This window comes from Mitsuokella jalaludinii DSM 13811, from assembly GCF_000702905.1.
Taxonomy (GTDB): Bacteria; Bacillota; Negativicutes; order Selenomonadales; family Selenomonadaceae; genus Mitsuokella; species Mitsuokella jalaludinii.
Map to the genome: position 1 here is coordinate 443,898 of NZ_JNKR01000001.1, position 18,243 is coordinate 462,140.

16 protein-coding genes are annotated in these 18,243 nt (G+C 59.1%); 3 read left to right on the top strand and 13 right to left on the bottom strand.

All coding sequences use genetic code 11. The features are described from left to right. Window positions 1-10: 10 nt before the first annotated feature. The 8 genes from T518_RS02090 to T518_RS02125 all read right to left on the bottom strand — a co-directional run bounded on the left by T518_RS02090 (window position 11) and on the right by T518_RS02125 (window position 8,631). Complete coding sequence (locus tag T518_RS02090) at window positions 11-775, bottom strand: ABC transporter ATP-binding protein (RefSeq protein ID WP_036374332.1); 765 nt, start codon at window positions 773-775, stop codon at window positions 11-13. Further along, complete coding sequence (locus T518_RS02095; RefSeq protein ID WP_036374334.1) at window positions 768-1,724, bottom strand: branched-chain amino acid ABC transporter permease; 957 nt, start codon at window positions 1,722-1,724, stop codon at window positions 768-770. The genes T518_RS02090 and T518_RS02095 overlap by 8 nt, the downstream gene beginning before the upstream one ends. Before the next feature lie 12 nt (window positions 1,725-1,736). Further along, on the bottom strand, window positions 1,737-2,624 hold the full coding sequence (locus tag T518_RS02100; RefSeq protein ID WP_036374336.1) for a branched-chain amino acid ABC transporter permease: 888 nt from the start codon (window positions 2,622-2,624) through the stop codon (window positions 1,737-1,739). 73 nt (window positions 2,625-2,697) lie between these two features. Continuing rightward, entirely contained in the window at window positions 2,698-3,867 is a 1,170-nt protein-coding gene (locus T518_RS02105) for an ABC transporter substrate-binding protein (RefSeq protein WP_036374338.1), read from the bottom strand. 268 nt (window positions 3,868-4,135) lie between these two features. Next, window positions 4,136-4,660 (bottom strand): 3D domain-containing protein, encoded by a 525-nt coding sequence (locus T518_RS02110; RefSeq protein ID WP_081828382.1) that lies wholly within the window; start codon window positions 4,658-4,660, stop codon window positions 4,136-4,138. A 160-nt stretch (window positions 4,661-4,820) separates the two neighbouring features. Continuing rightward, window positions 4,821-6,017, bottom strand: a complete 1,197-nt coding sequence (gene ftsW, locus T518_RS02115) for a putative lipid II flippase FtsW (RefSeq protein ID WP_036374339.1) — start codon at window positions 6,015-6,017, stop codon at window positions 4,821-4,823. 20 nt (window positions 6,018-6,037) lie between these two features. Then, entirely contained in the window at window positions 6,038-6,688 is a 651-nt protein-coding gene (gene trmB / locus T518_RS02120; RefSeq protein ID WP_036374341.1) for a tRNA (guanosine(46)-N7)-methyltransferase TrmB, read from the bottom strand. Window positions 6,689-6,714: 26 nt separating this feature from the next. After that, window positions 6,715-8,631 carry a sigma 54-interacting transcriptional regulator gene (locus T518_RS02125; RefSeq protein WP_036374343.1) on the bottom strand — a complete coding sequence of 639 codons (1,917 nt, stop codon included), beginning with the start codon at window positions 8,629-8,631 and terminating at the stop codon, window positions 6,715-6,717. 231 nt (window positions 8,632-8,862) lie between these two features. Between T518_RS02125 and T518_RS02130 the strand changes: the two genes are divergently transcribed. Further along, entirely contained in the window at window positions 8,863-9,195 is a 333-nt protein-coding gene (locus T518_RS02130) for a hypothetical protein (RefSeq protein WP_036374344.1), read from the top strand. A 64-nt stretch (window positions 9,196-9,259) separates the two neighbouring features. On the opposite strand, the gene T518_RS02135 is transcribed toward T518_RS02130, so the two are convergent. Together T518_RS02135 and T518_RS02140 are read right to left on the bottom strand one after the other, a co-directional pair. Next, window positions 9,260-9,631 (bottom strand): Rid family detoxifying hydrolase, encoded by a 372-nt coding sequence (locus T518_RS02135; protein ID WP_036374346.1) that lies wholly within the window; start codon window positions 9,629-9,631, stop codon window positions 9,260-9,262. An 89-nt stretch (window positions 9,632-9,720) separates the two neighbouring features. After that, complete coding sequence (locus tag T518_RS02140; RefSeq protein WP_036374348.1) at window positions 9,721-11,997, bottom strand: anaerobic ribonucleoside triphosphate reductase; 2,277 nt, start codon at window positions 11,995-11,997, stop codon at window positions 9,721-9,723. 322 nt (window positions 11,998-12,319) lie between these two features. Here T518_RS02140 and T518_RS02145 point away from each other — a divergent pair, with 322 nt between their 5' ends. Both T518_RS02145 and T518_RS02150 read left to right on the top strand, forming a co-directional pair. Further along, window positions 12,320-14,149, top strand: coding sequence for a phosphoethanolamine transferase (locus T518_RS02145; protein ID WP_036374350.1), 1,830 nt, complete (start codon window positions 12,320-12,322; stop codon window positions 14,147-14,149). Between the two features lie 143 nt (window positions 14,150-14,292). Continuing rightward, entirely contained in the window at window positions 14,293-15,027 is a 735-nt protein-coding gene (locus tag T518_RS02150; RefSeq protein ID WP_036374352.1) for a LytR/AlgR family response regulator transcription factor, read from the top strand. A gap of 5 nt (window positions 15,028-15,032) precedes the next feature. Here the strand turns inward: T518_RS02150 and T518_RS02155 are convergent, their stop codons facing one another. The 3 genes from T518_RS02155 to T518_RS02165 form a co-directional block, all read right to left on the bottom strand. Beyond that, window positions 15,033-16,373: a GHKL domain-containing protein gene (locus T518_RS02155; RefSeq protein WP_248617135.1), complete on the bottom strand. Its 1,341-nt coding sequence runs from the start codon at window positions 16,371-16,373 to the stop codon at window positions 15,033-15,035. Then, entirely contained in the window at window positions 16,370-17,257 is an 888-nt protein-coding gene (locus T518_RS02160) for a hypothetical protein (protein ID WP_162177185.1), read from the bottom strand. Before T518_RS02160 ends, T518_RS02155 begins: the two co-directional genes overlap by 4 nt. Window positions 17,258-17,324: 67 nt before the next feature. Then, the gene (locus tag T518_RS02165) at window positions 17,325-18,233 is read right to left on the bottom strand and encodes a radical SAM protein (protein ID WP_211248164.1); all 909 of its coding nucleotides are present in this window, start codon (window positions 18,231-18,233) and stop codon (window positions 17,325-17,327) included. Window positions 18,234-18,243: the final 10 nt, after the last annotated feature.

The window sequence follows — 18,243 nt, forward strand, 5'->3', positions numbered from 1 at the left end:
CTGATTCTGATCATTCGCCGCCGAGATATGCCCGGATGACCTCCGGGTTCTTCTTGATCTCGTCCGGCGTTCCTTGCGCGATGATCTCACCGTATTCCAGCACGTAGATGCGCTCGCAGATGCCCATGACGAGGCTCATGTCGTGCTCGATCAGGAGGATTGTCAGGCCGAACTCCTGCCGGATCCAGCGGATCATGTCCATGAGCTCCTTCGTCTCCTGCGGGTTCATGCCGGCAGCCGGCTCGTCGAGCAGCAGGAGCTTCGGCTTCGCCGCGAGGGCTCGCGCGATCTCCAGACGGCGCTGTGCGCCGTACGGCAGGTTCTTGGCCACCTCATCCGCCTTGTCATCGAGGTGGAAGATCTTCAAGAGACTGTGCGCCTCTTTCTCGATGGCCTCCTCTTCCTTGAAGTAACGGCCGATGCGGAAGACGGACTCCAAGATGCCGTACTTGACATGGTAGTGGAAGGCGATCTTGACGTTCTCGAGGACCGTGAGCTCTGAGAACAGGCGGATGTTCTGGAACGTGCGCGCGATGCCGCGCTGCGTGACCTGGTACGGCTTGAGGCCGACGATGCTCTCGCCCTCAAACGTGATCGTGCCCGTCGTCGGCTGATAGACGCCCGTCAGCATGTTGAAGGCCGTCGTCTTGCCGGCACCGTTCGGGCCGATGAGACCGACGAGTTCCCCGCGGTCCAGATGGATGTTAAAATCCGTGACGGCCTTGAGGCCGCCGAATACCTCCGAGACATTCTCGGTGCGTAAAAGCTCACTCATGAGGCGTCTCCCCTTTCTTGAAAATGCGGCGGAAAATGCCCATATTCGTGATCTCCATGTAGCCGAAGAGGCCCTGCGGACGGTAGAACATCAAGAGGATCAGCGCGATGGCGTAGATGATCATGCGGAACTCCGGCCAGCTTGCGAGCGCGGCCGAGATGAAGGTGACGACGAAGGCGCCGGCAATCGAGCCCGTGATCGAGCCGAGGCCGCCCATGACGACCATGATCAGGTAGTTGAACGTCTGCATGAAGGTGAAGGACGCCGGGCTGATGAGGTAGAAGCAGTGCGCGAAGAGGCCGCCTGCCACACCGGCAAACGCTGCGCCAATCGTGAAGGCCATGACTTTGTACTTCGTCGTGTTGACGCCCATGGACTCCGCCGCGATCTCATTCTCGCGGATGGCCAGGCAGGCGCGGCCATGATTCGAATTGACAAAGTTCTTGATGAAGAACAGCGTGAACAGCATGATGAAGAAGACCCAGGCAAATGTCGTGTGATGCGGGATGCCCTTGAAGCCAGCTGCACCGCCGACGTACTGGATGTTCATGATGACGATGCGGATGATCTCGCCGAGGCCCAGCGTCGCGATGGCGAGGTAGTCGCCGCGCAGGCGCAGCGTCGGGATGCCGACGAGGAAGCCCAAAAAACCGGCCGCGATGCCGCCCGCAATCAGCGCGACGGCGAACGGCATGTGGAAGTTGGCCGTCAGCACGACGCCGACATAGGCGCCGACTGCCATGAACCCGGCATGGCCGAGCGAGAACTGGCCCGTGTAGCCATTGATGAGGTTGAGGCTCGCGGCCAGGATGATGTTGATGCCGATGATTAGGAGGTTGAGCTGCCAGAAGGAACTCAGGACGCGCTCCGTGATCAGGACCTGCAGGACTGCAAACAGGACAACCGAGAAGGCGAGCATGATGCAGTCATTCTTGCGTAAGTATTTCATATGCTCCCCTCCTTAGACCTTTTCCTTCGTGTTCTTGCCAAAGATACCGGCCGGCCGCACGAGCAACACGAGGATCAAGATGGCAAAGGCAGCCGCATCGCGGAACGTCGACGAGATGAAGCCCGAGACGAGCGCCTCGACGACGCCGAGGATCAGGCCGCCGACCACAGCGCCCGGCAGGATGCCGATGCCGCCGAGGACGGCTGCGACGAAGGCCTTGAGGCCCGGCATGATGCCCATGAGCGGATCGATCGAGTTGTAGTAGATGCCGACGAGCACACCGGCGACAGCGGCGAGTGCCGAGCCGATGCCGAACGTGATCGAGATGATGCGGTCCGAATTGATGCCCATGAGTTCCGCCGTCTCCGTGTCAAAGGAGGCAGCGCGCATCGCCTTGCCCGTCTTCGTCTTCTGGACGATATACGTCAGGATGACCATGAGCACGGCCGTGATGCCGAGGATCAGCATCTGCTGGCCGTTGATGACGATGCCGCCGACCGTGACGGCCACGTCACCGAACATCGCCGGGAACGTGCGCGGCGTCGGCGAGACGAAGTACATCGTCGTGTACTCGAGGAAGAACGAGACGCCGATGGCCGTGATGAGCACCGAGATGCGCGGCGCATGGCGCAGCGGCTTGTAGGCGAGACGCTCGACGAGCATGCCCAAGAATCCTGTGACGACGAGCGAGATGAGCAGTGCCGGCACGACAGACAGGTGTGCCTGCGTGATGGCGAAGAAACCGATGTATGCGCCCACCATGTAGATATCGCCATGGGCGAAGTTGATGAGCTTGATGATGCCGTAGATCATCGTATAGCCTAGCGCGATCAGTGCGTAGATACTGCCGAGCGAGATGCCATTGATGAGCTGCTGCAAGACTTGATGCCAGACTTCCATAGAGAGCTCCTTCCATATAGTAAGAGGCCGCATCCCTGCGGCCCCTTCTCTTCTAGCCTATTGTGTACGCTTCTTACTCTTCCGGCATGATCTTCGCGACCATCACGCGATCGCCATCCTTGTTCTGCAGGATGACGGCCTGCTTGATCGGATTGTGGTTCTTGTCCATCGTGATCGTGCCAGTACCGACCTTGAGATCCTTCGTCTCTTCGAGAGCCTTCTGGATCTTCTCCGGGTCTGCGCTGCCTGCGCGCTTGATGGCATCAGCAAGCATCTTGCCGGCATCATAGCCGAGAGCTGCGAAGACGTTCGGCATATGGCCGTACTTCTTCTGGAATGCTTCGACGAACGGCTTTACCGATTCGTCCTTGTCGGAGTAATGCGTGCTGAAGTACGTGTTGTTGAGCGCTTCTGCACCGGCGATATCCGTGACCTTCGAATCATCCCAGCCGTCCGTGCCGAGGATCGGGGCCGTGATGCCGAGCTCGCGGGCCTGCTTGACGATCTTGCCGACTTCTTCATAGTAAGCCGGGACGAAGATGACATCGGCATTAGCCGTCTTGAGCTTCGTCAGCGTTGCCTTGAAGTCCTGGTCCTTGGCGAGGAAGGCTTCTTCCATGAGGACCTTGCCGCCGGCTGCCTCGAACTTCTCCTTGAAGACCTTGCCGAGGCTCTTCGAGTAATCCGTGCTGTTGTCGACGTAGATGACAGCCGTCTTAGCCTTGAGGTTCTCGGAAGCAAACTTCGCCATGACCGTGCCCTGCTGCGGATCGATGAAGCAGCTGCGGAAGACGAACGGCTTGACCTTGCCGTTCTCTACCGTGACGTCCGGGCTCGTGGCATCCGGTGCGATGATGGGGACCTTGTTGTCCGTAGCGACCTGCGACTCAGCAATGACGTTCGCCGTGACAGCCGGGCCGACGAGGACGGATACCTTATCATCCGAGATCAGCTTCGTTGCCGCATTGACGGCCTCTGATGCCTCGGATTTATTGTCGGCCGTGACCAGCGTGATTTTCTTGCCATCGACGCCGCCCGCATCGTTGATCTCATCGATTGCGAGCTTGAGGCCGTCGAGCGTTGCTGCACCGTAGTTGGCAACATTGCCCGTCATCTCGAAGTTCGCACCGACCTTGATCTCGTTGCTGTCAGCCTGGCTGCCGCAGCCTGCGAGTACGCCGCCCATGAGCATCGTGCCCATGAGGACGCTGGCGAGTTTCAGACCTTTCTTGCCGAAATTCATATGAATTCCTCCCTTTTCTCTCCCTAGCAATGTTTGATTGCGATGAACTTATTATAGTTTACACAGTTACAATAGTCAACACTTTTGTGCAAAGAAAAGGAACAAAAACTTGAATTTTGTTTTTCTAAAGGGGACTTTTCTTCCATTCACTCAGGTTTTGTACCATTGAGATGGAATTTCCGGCCAAAACGTTCACACAAGAAAGGTATTGTTTACAGTCTCTGTGTATACAAAAAGAGCGCAGCCAAAGCTGCGCTCTTCCCGAGTCTTAATCGCGTATGTAAATCTCGATGTCCTGGCGGCCGAAGGCCAGCGCCTCGGCTCTTGAGTCGAAGGCCACATCGATGCGGTGGCCGCGGATGGCGCCGCCAACGTCTTCGGCCACGGCCTCGCCGTAGCCCGGGATGTAGACGTGCGTACCGAGCGGGATAATGCTCGGGTCGACGGCGATGATGCCGTGGCGCACATGGGTGCCGAGCGCCGTGTAGGCGGAGTTGCCCGGGTCATCGGCACTGTAGGCCGTCGCATTGACGTACATGACCGTGCCGTCGCTCTCATCCGATGACGGCTGGTATTCCTGGCCGCCAGAGAGCACGGAGTACGTGCCATTGCCGCAGACGCCGTCATCATCGAGCCCATTCGCCTTCTGGAAAGACTTGATGGCCGCGACAGTCTGATTGCCACAGATGCCGTCCGCCGCGCCGGTCAGCCAGCCCTGCTCGATGAGCAGCGTCTGCACCTGCCGCACGGCAGGGCCACGGGAGCCCTGCCGGACGAGGATATTTGAAGCCATTGCCTCCGTTGTGCCGAAGAGCAGGAGAAAGGAGGCCAGAAGAAATACTACAACGCATTGATTTCGCAAACGCACGCACCTCTCTCAAAAGCATCTGTCAAGCTGGATAATCTATACCGCTTATTGTACCACATCGCGCAAGACCCGGTCAAAACAAGACTCACTTGACCAGGCGCAGAGGCGGCGTCCCCTGCGCTCCCCCGCGGCCTTCCCGGATGACGTCCTTGCGGGCGTCCTGCCGCTCATCGTGCTGCAGCTGGAAGCCGTGGCGACAGATGTTCAGCAAGATGCCCATGGACGCCATCGTGACGAGCAGCGAAGAGCCGCCGTAACTGATGAAGGGCAGCGGTACGCCGACGACTGGGAAGGTTCCGCTGACCATGAAGAGGTTGCCGAGGGCCTGGCCGACGACGAGCAGCATGATGCCAATCGTCAGGACCTGACCGTAGATGTCGCGCGCCCGCGCCGAGATGTAGTAGCAGCAGATTGCCAGCATGAAGAACAGGGCGATGACGAGCAGGACGCCGAGGTAGCCGTGCTCCTGCGCGAAGATCGCGAAGGCGAAGTCGGTGTGGGCCTCCGGCAGGTACTCATACTTGCTGACGCCCTCGCCGAGGCCCATGCCCCAGAGGCCGCCCGAGCCGATCGTCGACATCGACTGCACGGCCTGGTAGCCGACGCCCTGCGCGTCACTCCACGGGTCGTACGTCGTCTTCACGCGCAGCAGGCGGTACGGCTGCCAGACGATCAGGCCGACGATGCCCGCTATCCCCGTGAAGAACAGCACCTTCACCTGTTTCCAGGGGATGCCGACGAGGAAGGCCATGAGGAACGGCACACCGAAGACGATGCAGGCCGTCCCCATGTCCGGCTCAAGTTCGACGAGCGCCGCCATGAAGAAGATGACCCAGTACGGCGGCGCCTTGAGCAGGTCGATCTTCTTCTCGCGCTTCATCATCATCGTCAGGAAGCGCGAGGCGATCAGGATGCCCGTGAGCTTGGCAAACTCTGCCGGCTGCACGCTGAAGCCAGCGAACGAGAGCCAGCGCCGCGCGCCGTTGACGACCGTGCCCATGACCAGCACGAGGATCAGAGCGAGGACCGTGGCAATGAGAAGCCACTTCGTGATGCTCTGCCAGCGGTGGTAGTTGATGCGGCTGCAGGCGAAGCAGACGAAGATGCCCAGGACGAGCCAGACGGCATGGCGGATGAGAAAGTAATACGGATTGTTGTAACTCGTCGTCGCGAGGACGAAGCTCGAGCTGAATACGTTGATGGTCCCCAGCAGGAGCAGGACAGCCATGATGACGATGACTGGTTCTGATTCGTTGCGCCACGGCGTCTTCCGGATCAGCATCGAAATGCCCCCTTCATCCCTTACTCGAAAATGACTTCACAGCGGTTGATCTTCTCGCCGAAGCCGCTGAACTTGCGCTCATACTCCGTCATGATGTTGTCCGGGCGGTTCTCGGCGTGCAGGTCGTACGAGACATCCTCGACCTTGAGGCCCGCCTCCGCAAACTGCTCGAGCGAGAAATCGAAGAGCGGGCGATTGTCCGTCTTGAAGTGGAGCTCGCCCGGCTTCTTCAAGAGGCGGCGGTACTTCTCGAGGAAGCCGACGTGAGTGAGGCGGCGCTTCGCATGGCGCTTCTTCGGCCACGGGTCGCAGAAGTTGATGTAGAAGCGGTCGACTTCGCCCTCGCCGAAGATGTCCTCGATGTGGTTGATGTCAAAGACAAGCAGGCGCACATTCTTGAGCTCTTTCTCCGCGATCTTCTTGGCCGCCGAATAGAGCACATCCTGCTGCATCTCGATGCCGATGTAGTTGATGTCCGGGTGGAGCTCAGCCAGCTGGCTGATGAAGTCGCCCTTGCCCGTGCCGAGCTCGACATGAAGAGGCGCCTGGCGGCCAAAGATTTCCGCCCACTTGCCCTTCTTCTCCTCGCCGATCTCCTGGTCACGGCTCACGACAAAATCATCGAATTCGTGGATGGCTTCATCCACCCACGGCTTTCTTCTTAAACGCACGATATATCTCCTTTGTCCTATTTATCTTATTTCTTCTCGAGGTTGTACTTCTTGAGGTAGCGGTAGAGTGTCACGCGGCTGACATTGAGGAGGTTCGCGAGGCGGCTGACATTGCCGCCAGCGGCCTGCCATGCCTTGACGAAGACCTCTTTGTCTTCCTTCCACTTGTTGTCCGGCTTGACATCGCCCATGAGGCTGATGTTCTCCGGTGCAATCGTGTCTTTCGGCGTGTTGAAGAAGGCATATTCAAGCACGCTCTGCAGCTGCTTGATGTTGCCCGGCCAGTCGTAATGCTTGAGAAGCTCATCCGTCTCAGGCAGGATGCGCTTCGGCTTCATCTGATGCTGCTCCGCGAGCTCCGCGACGATGTGATCCGCCAGCTTCGGGATGTCCTCGCGACGGCTGCGCAGAGGCGGTACGCGCACGACGCTCTTCGAGACGATGTCATAGAGCTCCGGCGCGAAGAGGCCGCGCTCCGTCAGGCGCTTGAGGTCGCTGTCGCAGGCGGCGATGATGCGCACGTCGATGTCGCGCTCGACCGTCTCGCCGATGCGGTGCGTCTTGCCTTCCTTGAGTGCTTTCGCCAGCGCGACGGCAATCGAGCGCGGCATCTTCTCGATCTCATCGAGAAAGAGCGTGCCGCCCGAGGCGAGTTCCAGGCGGCCCTGGTGGCTCGCATCCGGCCCCATGACGGTGCCGAAGAGCTCCTGCTCCAGGATCTCAGGCGTCGCATCGCCGCAGCGCAGCGTGATGAGCGGGCCCGCCGCGCGCGGGCTCGCCTGATGGATGCCGTGCGCCATGCGCTGCTTGCCCGTGCCGGCCTCGCCCTGGATCAGCACGTGGTGCTTGTTCTTGGCCACGCGGGCGGCCTTCGCGCGGACGCTCGCAAACGTCGTGCCTTCGCCAACCATCGAGTTGAGGCTGTACTTCGCCGTGTAGCCCGCAGCATGCGCGACGAGCGTGCGCAGGTCCTCGATGGGCATCGAGACGACGACGACCGACTCGACGGCGCGATCGGCATCTCGCTCCAGCGGCACGACCGTCGTGATGTCCTCATACGTCTTCTTCGGCGTGATCCACGTGACTTCTTTATTGTACGAAGGCACGCCGTTGAAGCCCTTGTAGATCGGCGTGTGCTGATAGTTCATGATGACATCGTTGAGGTTCGACGTGTACTTCTTGTCATCCGGCCGCTTGGCGCCGATGCCCTCAAGGCGCGTGTGGCCGAGCTTATTGGCATAGGCGACCTCGCCTCCCGGCATGACGTGATAGACCGCAAACGGTGTCGCGTCGAGGATTGCCTCCTCGGCCTTGATGCGGACCGATTCCGCGAGATGTGCCTCGAGCGCGTTCTTCATCGTCAAGAGCAGCGCGATGATGGCATCCTGCGGCATCGGCACCTGCTCCATCGAGACGAGCGTGATGATGTACTGGAACTCTCCATTGACCTTGATGGGCGCCGAGCAGGCATCGCCGAGCTGGCATTCCTTGACCCACATCTCCGGGCCGAACATCCAGAACGGCGTCTGATGCGCATAAGCCACGCTGATGCTCGACGTGCCGACATCCTCGACGCCGACGCGCACGCCCTCGATCTCGCCCGGCGTCATCTGATAGAACGGCAGCGAATAGCTCTTGAGCACGCGGCATTCCGAATCGATGAGCAGCAGCGACAGATTGTACTCCTGGAAGAATTCGCGGATGTCCTCGCTGATACCGCTGAGGTAGTCGATCGCATCCTGGTTCTTCGCCTGGAGCGCGGCAAACTCCTCCTTTGGCAGTTTGCGCGACACATCCATCTTCTCCGTGCCGATGCCGAGCTCCCGGCTCTTCATCCACGACTCCGCCACCCACGGATGGACATTCGGGTCGAGTATCCCCTCTTCTACGAACTTGCGATAATAGCCCTCGAGCTTCTCCCTGCTGCGATGTTCCCTTATCACGTCAATCCCCCCTAAACATAGAATTTCTCTTATTATGTGATGTACTGCAATGTACCGATTGATGGTTGATATCGATACCTTTACAAGGTTACAATCTTCCACAAAGCAATAAGACTGCACCTTATATTTTAACAATCATCCTTCTCGCCTGCAATTCTTTTTGCAAAAAAGTTTACAAAACGGTATAATATGGCAGAGAATATATGTAAATCACAAAGGCAGGGAATCTCCATGGCAAATCAGTATAAGAAACTGCAGAAGAAGCTCTACGAGAAGAACAAACCCGACGACAAGAAGAAAGAGCCGAAGGTCGGCAAGGACTATCCGATCCTGATCCTCATCGGACTGACCATCTTCGTCTGCTTCCTCGGCTGGGGGAATTTTGATAACATGAACCGCGCGATGTACGTCCTGCTGACGGTCTCCCTGATCCTGACGTACGTGCGCCGCCACGCCAAACTCTCCGAGACGAGAGCCATCTACGTCGAACGCGCCAGCGCCGCGAGCATCGGCCTCGCGATTGCGCTGTTCTTCATCGTCCTCTACTACCAGTTCTTCGGTTGAACCCAAAAAGAAAAAGCTCTGACAATGTCAGAGCTCTTTTTTTATCACGATCTTGCCGATTGACTCAGAGGACGGCCGTGACCTCTACCTCGCAGAGTGCGCCGGCTGGCAGGTCCTTGACCGCCACGCAGCTCCTGGCCGGCTTGGAGATGAAATGCTTGGCGTAGACTTCGTTGAAGGCCTTGAAATCCGCGATCTCCGCGAGGAAGCACGTCGTCTTGACGACGTGGCTCATGTCCGTGCCGGCTTCCTTGAGCACGGCCTCGACATTGCGGCAGCACTGCTCGGCCTGCCCCTCGATCGTCGTGGCGACGATCTTGCCCTCTGCCGGATTGATGGCAATCTGGCCCGAGCAGTAGAGCACACCATTTGCCTCGATGGCCTGGCTGTACGGGCCGACAGCTGCCGGCGCCTGATCCGTGTGAATGACTTTCATGGTGATTCCTCCTCATGGTGAACTACAATCTGTCTCTATTCTACATCATGAGGCGCCGCGTTACAAGTTTACAATCGCGACAGGCAGGATCACTCGCAGCAGCTCGTCTTCATGCGCGGGATGACGATGTGGCCGCGCTCGATTTCCTTGCGGTGGCAGTGCGGGCACTCGTTCTCAATGATGCCCGTGTAGCCGCAGACCGGGTCGCGGTCGACCGGATGGTTGATCGAGAAGTAGCCCATGTCGGCGTCGTGCATGGCGCGGACAACAGCCTCGAAAGCCTTGACATTCTTCGACGGATCGCCGTCCATCTCGATGTAGGCAATGTGGCCGGCATTCTCGAGCGCATGGTACGGCGCCTCGATGCGGATCTTGTCGATGGCCTTGATCGGGTAGTAGACCGGCACGTGGCTGGAGTTCGTCATGTACTCGCGGTCCGTGACACCCGGGATGATGCCGTACTTCTTGCGGTTCGCGCGCTGGAACTGGCCCGCCGTCGACTCAGCCGGCGTGCCGAACGTCGACCAGTTGCGGTGCTCTTCCTCCGTGTAGGCATCCGTGCGCTCGCGCAGGTGACCGACAATCTTGAGGCCGAGCTCCTGCGCCTCCTCGCTCTCGCCGTGATGCTTGCCGACGAGCGCCTTGAGGCACTCCGCGAGGCCGCAGAAGCCGATGGAGTACGAAGCGTGCTTGAGGACTTCCTTGATGGAATCCGTCGGCTTGAGCTTCTCGCTGTCCATCCAGACGCCCTGCCCCATGAGGAACGGGTAGTTGTAGACGTGCTTCTGCTCGATGATCGCGAGGCGCGAGAGCAGGTAGTCGTGGCTGAGTTCAATGTAGTGGTCGTAGAGCTCCCAGAACTTCTTGAGGTCGCCCTTGGCCTCGAGCGCGAGCTTCGGCAGGTTGATCGTCGTGAACGAGAAGTTGCCGCGGCTGCCCGACTCCTCCGGGCCGTTGACATTGCTCATGACGCGCGTGCGGCAGCCCATCGTCGCGACGACGCTGTTGTAGTCGCCTGGCTTGTAGTACTGCAGATTGTACGGCGCGTCGATGTTGACGAAGTTCGGGAACAGCCGCTTGGCGCTGACCTTGCACGCCTTGAGGAAGAGGTCGTAGTTCGCATCGCCGGGGTTGTAGTTGACGCCCGCCTTGAGCTGGAAGACCGAGATCGGGAAGATCGGCGTCTCGCCGTAGCCGAGGCCAGCCCAGATGGCGTTGAGGACCTCGCTGATGACGAGGCGGCCCTCAGGCGACGTGTCCATGCCGTAGTTGATGGACGAGAACGGCACCTGTGCGCCAGCGCGGCTGTGCAGCGTATTGAAGTTGTGGATGAGTGCCTCCATCGCCTGATGCGTCTCCTCGACAACGTCGGCGCAGGCCAGGTGATAGATGTTGACCGCATCGACGACGACATCCGTCGTCGGCTTGTGGTACTCATCCGCAAGCGTTGCCTCGAGTGCTGCGACGAGCGTGTCCATGCTCTCCTTGGCCTTCGGATCGTCATCGCTTTCCGTGAAGTGACAGTGCTCCATGGAAAGGTGTTCCTTGAATACGGCCTTGAAGGCGCCGTAATCGCGGAACGGATCCATGCCGAAGCGATAAATCAGAGCCTTGTGTGCCTCATCGAAGATGGCCTTGCGGAAGGACTTGCGCACGCCCTCTGCCATCGCGTAGTCAAAGGCATTGATGCTCTGGCCGCCGAACATGTCATTCTGGTTCGACTGGATGGCGATGCAGGCAAGCGACGCATAGGCGCGGATCGAGTTCGGCTCGCGCAAAAAGCCGTGGCCCGTCGAGAAGCCGCCGTGGAAGAGCTTCAAGAGGTCGATCTGGCAGCAGTTGAACGTGATCAGCGAGAAGTCCTTGTCGTGGATGTGGATGTAGTTCTCGCGGTCTGCCTCAGCGTACTCCTCGTCGAGCACGTAATTGTCGACGAAGTGCTTCGCGCCCTCGGCGCCGAGCTTGAGCATGATGCCCATCGAGGCATCCGTATTGATGTTCGCATTGTCGCGCTTGAGGTCCGAGTCGACCGAGTCCGCAAAGAAGATGTCGCGGTACGACTCCATGAGGTGCTTCTGCGCCGCGCGGCGCTCCGCATGCTTCTGGCGGTAGGTGATGTACTTCTTCGCGATGTCGTAGAAGTCGTACTTCATGAGCTCCTGCTCGACGATATCCTGGATCTCCTCGACGCTGACGTTGTCGCGGTCCTTGATGTCCCATTCGACCTGGCTCGTCACCTCGTCGATGTCCTTTTCCGACATCGTGTTGCCGCCGTCGGAATTGGCACCGGCGATGGCGTGGTAGATCTTTTCGCGATTATATGGCACGGTGTGGCCAGAACGTTTCGTTACAGTCTTCAGATTCATATGGTTCGTGCGCCGCGAGCTTTCGGCTCATCTTGTGCAGCGCCTCTGCGCCTCCCCTATATATAGTGTTCCGTTTCTTGATGACAGGTATATATTGTATCAGAGAAGCGCCCCTCTGGCAATCACGAAAATCACGCGGACAGACGGAAAACCACTCTCTGATGCTTCTTCCTGCAGATTCCAGCACCGTTTACAGCGCATTCTCAAATTGACGAACGACACGATTTCAGGTAAAATATAGCGGGATTTTTCGACAATCAAGGAACGACTCAATCCGCTATATAGACGGCTGCCCCAGGCAGCCTGGAACCGAGGTAATCGCATGCAACTTTCTACCGAGAGACAGGACCGTCTCATCCGCTGGCTGACGGCATCGGGCATCTACTACATCTGCCTGATCGCCTTCTACATCGACATCGGACAGGACATGGGCGCGGAGTACTTCATCCCCGTCTTCCTGCCCGTCATGCTCGCGCTCGTGCTCGTGCAGTACGGCACGCGCGTTCCGCTCTTCTCGTGGGCTACCCTGCCGAACCTCTTCACAGGGCTCGCCTGGTGCAGCGCCTTCCCGCTGCTCTACACCTGGACGTACCACCAGGACTGGTACATGTCGAAGATCTGCTTCGACTTCCTCGTCGGCACCTCGCTCTTCCTCTTGCTCACCGCGCTTGAAGGAGCGCTCTTCCGGCTCGGGCACGAGAAGATCATCGCCTTCTTCATGGCGCTACTGAATCTCTTCGGCATCGTCATCCCCTTCATCCAGTACGCCTACTACTTCATCGTCTGGCACTGCCTCTCGCCCGCCTCGCTGATGGCGCTCTACCTGACGAACTGGCGCGAGAGCATCGACTTCATCGAGTCGAACGTCGGCGTCGTCCCCGCCTGCTTCATCATCGCGGGGCTCGCGCTCTTCCTCTACGCCTGCTGGCGCGGCCACATGGCCTTTGCGCGCCGCCTCGAGCAGGAAGACTCGACGGCAGGCCGCATGGGCGCGCTCGCACTGCTCGTCATCGGCTCGCTCGTCTCACTCTGGTGGTACGTGCCGCAGACCTCGATTGCCGACCTCTGGAACGACGTCGACACCTACGTCAAGCAGACGCAGACCTACAGCCTCAACTACGAGGAGCGCTTTGCCAGCCTCTCCATCGAGGGAACACAGACACTCGCAGCAAAATCGCCCGGCACGGTCATCGTCGTCATCGGCGAATCAGCCTCGCGCAACTACATGAAGGCCTTCACCAATGACTACGCCTACGACGACACGCCGTGGCAGAGCCAGCAGAAAGCAAATCCTGACTTCCTCTTCTTCCAGAACGCCTACTCCTCGTGGTCGCAGACCGTGCCGGTCCTGCAACGCGCCCTAACGGAGCAGAGCCAGTACAACGACAAGGAGTTCTTCAACTCGGCCTCCATCCTCGACGTCGCCAAGAAGTCGGGCTACGACACCTACTGGTTCAGCAACCAGGGACGCTACGGCCAGTACGACAGCGCCATCACGCTCGTCGCCAAGACGGCCGACCACGCAGAGTGGACCGACGACTCCTACAACTTCTCCGACAAGTACGACGAGACCCTCTTGCCGTACCTGACGCAGGTCGATCCCAACAAGAACAACTTCATCGTCCTGCACATCATGGGCAGCCACATCTACTACAACAACCGCTATCCGGAGAGCTTCAACAAGTTCCAGGGCGAAGAGGGCAGTTCGACAATGACGTCAGAAGCATCGTACGCAAACAGCATACTCTACACCGACTACATCCTCTCGCAGGTCTTCGACTACGCCAAGAAGAACCTCAACCTGCAGGCGATGGTCTACTTCTCCGACCACGGCGAGAACCTGACGATCTCCCACAACCCGGACGTCTTCAGCTTCGACATGGTCCGCATCCCGATGTGGATCTACCTCTCGCCTTCGTACCAGTCGGCCCTGCCGGGACGCACCGCCGCCCTCAGGAGCCACGAGAGCCGCTACTTCACGAATGACATGCTCTACGATACGATCTGCGGCCTCCTCAACGCCCCGTCGGAGCGCTACGACCCCGGCCAGGACTTCACGAGCACGTCTTACCGCTTCAACCGCGACAACTTGACGACCATGCTCGGCCAGTACAAACTCTCCACCGACCCGGACGGCAATCCGGAACAGTGATATACCGACAAGAACAGGCCCTGCCGCAATGCGACAGGGCCTGTTTATGTCAAAAAACCGCCCTTTTAGGACGTTTTTTTGCGTATCGCAGAAAAGCGAGTATACTTTAAATTAAGACAAGATATTCGAAAGGATGTGACTCCATGCTGCATATCGCCATCTGTGATGATCAGCCGGACCAGATTCAATCCATCCGACGCTCATCTGAGACGTATTTCCAAAATAAACACGACACGGTGTCCTATGAAACATTTGACAAATCTTTCTCCTTTGTCGATGCGATCGAACAGGGCGCTGTCTTTGACATTGTCCTGCTCGACGTCTGCATGCCGGGAATCCTCGGCACGGAGGTCGCCCGCGAGCTGCGCAAATACAACCGCGCCACGGAGATCATCTTCCTGACGACGAGCGATGAGTTCGCTGTGGATGCCTTTGCGGTCAAGGCCACGGACTACCTGCTGAAGCCCTTCACGCAGAGCCAGTTCAACAAGGCGATGGACCGGGCCATCTCGTTCATCCGCCAGCGCAACAGCGCCAAGGTCGTGCTGCGGCTCGTGGGCGGCGGCATCTGCATCGAGGAAATCGCGCAGATTCTCTACTTTGAGAGCAACGGCCACATCCTGCAGGTCCACCTGGCAGACGGCACGGTTCTCGAGACGCGCAAGTCCGGCCAGGAGATGAAGGATGCGCTCGACAAGATCGCGCCGGGACAATTCGCCTCGCCGAACAAGGGCTACATCGTCAATCTCGCCGCCGTCCACATGATCAAGTCGGACTACGTGGAGATTGCCGGGCAGGAACTCCCGCTTGGCAAGCGCAAGTATCGGGATTTTCAGGAACTCTATTTCCAATTCATGTTCACGGCAAAGCAGATGTGACCCCCTCATGACGATGCGCGGAGCGGTATCTGGATGTAGGTCGTGAACCAGCCTTCTTTCTGCTGGCAGAAGACGGTGGCGTCGTACTTGTCGCGGAAGCGGGCCAAGGACTTCATGCCGAGGCCATGGCCCTTGACATGCGTCACGGGCAGGTCTTCCTCGTCGAACTCGACCGCCTTGTCAAAGCGGTTCTTGACGAGGAGGTTGATGACGCCGTTCTGGCACATCGTCATGACGACGATTTGGCGCGCCGATGGCGGCTGCTTCTGGCTCGCGATCAGGGCATTCTCTACGAGGTTCGAGAGCACGATGGAGAGGTCACTGCTGCAGAAGAGCTCTTCCGGCAGGTCGATGGTGGCCGTCACGGGGATGGAGAGCTCCTTGGCGCGTGCAAAGTAGACCGTCAGAGCCGCGTTGATCAGGGTGTTCTTGCAGTACTGCGGCAGCTTCGTGCGGCCGAACTGCGCGCCGAGCGACTCGATGTACGCCAGCGCCCCCTCGCGGTCGCGATGGCGCACGAGCGCAATCAGTTGGTCGATGTGCTGCCGCTGCTTCTCGTAGAGAACAGCCATGCGCTGCCGTGACTCCTCTGACAGTTTCACATAATGAGCCGTTGACACGAGCTGCTGCTGCAGCTCGTGTTCTTTTTCGAAGACCCGCAGGTCCCGATAGACCTCGCTCTGGCCGCTGCGGAGGGCGGCCATGAGCAGGAAGATGACGATGAGCAGCATGAGACGGGGCAGCAACAACTCGAAGACCTTCTCCTGCGAGTCGATGAGGCTCAGGTAGAGCGACTCGACGGCGAGCAGCACGGGGATCAGCGTGATGATGCGCCAGTAGCGTCGCGTCGAAGCCACCTCAAAGTGGCGGAAGGTATCGGTGAAGAAGCGCACGAGCAGCGGGAAGAGCAGCAGCGACAGCGCGCCGTAGAGCAGGATCTGCTCGAAGTAGAGGCTCGGCAGCAGCTTGTCCGGGAAGAGGAGCAGCAGGATGGCGCGCGTGACCGTGTAGATGATGCCCGAGAACAGGATGCGGAAGGCCGCGATGAAGATATGGCCCGCCCAGAAGCGGCGCGTGAAGCAGAAGGCCAGCGCGAACTGGGGAATCCAGACGAGGTAGCCGAGCAGCCAGTAGGCGATCTGGCGCGACGGGAAGACAGCTAAAGAGACAATCACCGTGATAAGGCCCGTCTCCAATACGACGAGCAGGCACCAGACGAGGGCGAGCTGCTTTTGCTGCGCGACGGTCAGGAAGCGGCGGAACGGCAAGATCTGCAAGAGCGCGAAGGGCTGCAGGATCAGGACGTAGACCGCGGTGATGCCCACTGTCATCATGTCAAAGCTCATCGTCTCTCCACCTCCTTCCTCATGGCCATCAGCTGCCGCTCAGCCTCATCGCAGTGGCCGCTCTCGATGAGCTCGGCCAGCATGCGCAGCTGATGGCGGCTGTCGTGGCGCATGATGGCGAGCTTCTGCTGCTCCTTTTGCATGGTATCCGCATAGTCGTGAATCTCGCGGAGCTGCTCCTGTATCGCCATACTGCGCTCCTTCGCACGGAGCATGATGCAGACCTGGCGGTAGCCGCTGCGCACCGAGAGGACGAGGACAATCCCGATGATGACAAGGATTATCCGGCTCACCAGCATGTAGAGGTGGATATCCGACAAGTCCTGGATCTGCTGGAGCAAGGTGGCATAGCCCATGCTCCCCTGATAATAGGTGAGGAGCAGCGGCACAAAGCCGAGGTACTTCCAGAAAGCAGCCGTCGGCTTCCCTCTCAGCAGTTGCTCTCGCGTGAAGAGCTTGCCGAGCAGCCATATCATCCCCGGGAAGCTCAGTAGCAGCAGGCCGAGGTAGCATAAGAAGTACAGGCTGGCAAAGTAGGTCGTCTGCATCCAGATCTGCTTCAGGAGCAGGACTGTCACCGTGTGGAGGAAGACCGCGTAGATGCCCTGTATCCCGAGCACGAAGAAATGGCGGAACCAAAACGGGCGTATCGTGAACACCAGCAAAAAGAAGTGCGGCCAGTAGCAGATGAAGTAGAGCTTGTGGAAGGCACTTCCCGCCATCGGCGCCAACCCCGACGCGAAGAGCGCCGTGACGAGCAGGAACTCGATCGCGAAGATGATGAGATGGCCGACGATGAGGATATGCTGCTCGCGCGGCGTCGCGATGACCCGGAACGGATAGTAGCGCAGATAGGCCATCGGCAGGAGTGAGAAGCAAAACAAGAATACGGTGAGCAAAAAGATCCCCCTATCGCAAATTATTCCAAGTCAGGACCGCCAGAGCGGTCTGTCAGCCCTGCTCGACGCCGCTGCCGTCGAAATGCGGCACGAATTTTGTATCGGCCGTGCGGCCCTGCTGCACGTAGCAGTGCGTGATGCCGAGCGTTAGGGCGTGGTCGACGACCGACTGATACTCAAACGTCGTCAGGCGGCGGTTCATGCCCTTGTGCTCTGCCGCCCGGTACATTGGCGTGTACTGGTTCATCAGGGAAATCTGCACCGTATCGCCGAATGTCTTGTAGATCCAGTCGAGAACGCGCATGCTCTCGTGGCGGTGGCCCGGCAGCACGAGATGGCGGATGATGACGCCCTTCTTGAGCTGGCCGTCCGGCGCAAACTGCAGCGGGCCGACCTCATCGTACATGCGCAGGATGGCCTTTGTCGCGACGGCGAAGTAATCGGGCGCGAGCGAGTACTCGCGCGCACTCGCCTCGTCGGCGTACTTCAGGTCCGGCAGGAAGATGTCGACCTGGCCGCGCAGCGCCTCGATCGTCTCCTCTGTCTCATAGGCACCGGAGTTGTAGACGACGGGCAGGTGGAAGCCCTGCTCCCTGGCCATCTCGAGTGCATGCAGGATCTCCGGCACGTAATGCGTCGGCGTCACGAGGTCGAGCGTCGCCGCACCGCGCGCCTGCTGCTCGAGGAAAATCGCCGCGAGCCGCTCATCCGTGACTTCATAGCCGAAGCCCTCATGCGAGATCTCGTGATTCTGACAGAAGCAGCAGCGCAGGTTGCAGTACGAGAAGAATACCGTGCCCGCACCGCGCCCATCGGCGCCTGTGAGACATGGCTCCTCCCACCTGTGCAGCGAGACGAGCGCGATGCGCGCCTTCGCCCCTGCCCCGCAGAAGCCCGCCCGCTGCGTGCGGTCGACGCCGCAGCGGCGCGGGCAGAGCTGGCAGTCTTTCAGTGAAATCATCGTTTTTTCT